Here is a 284-nt window from a genome sequence, read left to right as displayed (position 1 = left end):
GGGCACCCGCGAGCGCTCCTCGTCCGTCCACTCCGCCGGGGCGGGGACGAACGCCGCCACGTCCGCCACCGTGATCGTGTCGCCGATCGCCGCCGGCTCCTCCGGCGACGTCGACTCCGCGGAGTCGAAGTAGAGCGGGAACACCGGCGTGCCCACCCCCTCGTGACCGGCCGCGGCGGCCCGGCGGCCGACGCCCAGGCCGCGCCACGGCATGACCCCCGGGTCGGGCCGCAGCTCGCCGCTGCCGAACGCCTCGTCCCACACCACGGCTCGCGCGCCCCGCT

1 protein-coding gene is annotated in these 284 nt (G+C 78.5%); it reads right to left on the bottom strand.

Annotated features, from left to right (window positions below; all coding sequences use genetic code 11):
- On the bottom strand, positions 1–284 hold a 284-nt coding region (locus tag HTZ77_RS45035), incomplete at both ends, for a family 20 glycosylhydrolase (protein ID WP_175595928.1).

The sequence above is a fragment of the Nonomuraea montanisoli genome, assembly GCF_013363975.1.
GTDB classification, from domain to species: domain Bacteria; phylum Actinomycetota; class Actinomycetes; order Streptosporangiales; family Streptosporangiaceae; genus Nonomuraea; species Nonomuraea montanisoli.
The sequence above is the reverse complement of the archived record's forward strand: the minus strand, read 5'-3'. Positions and strand labels throughout refer to the sequence as shown.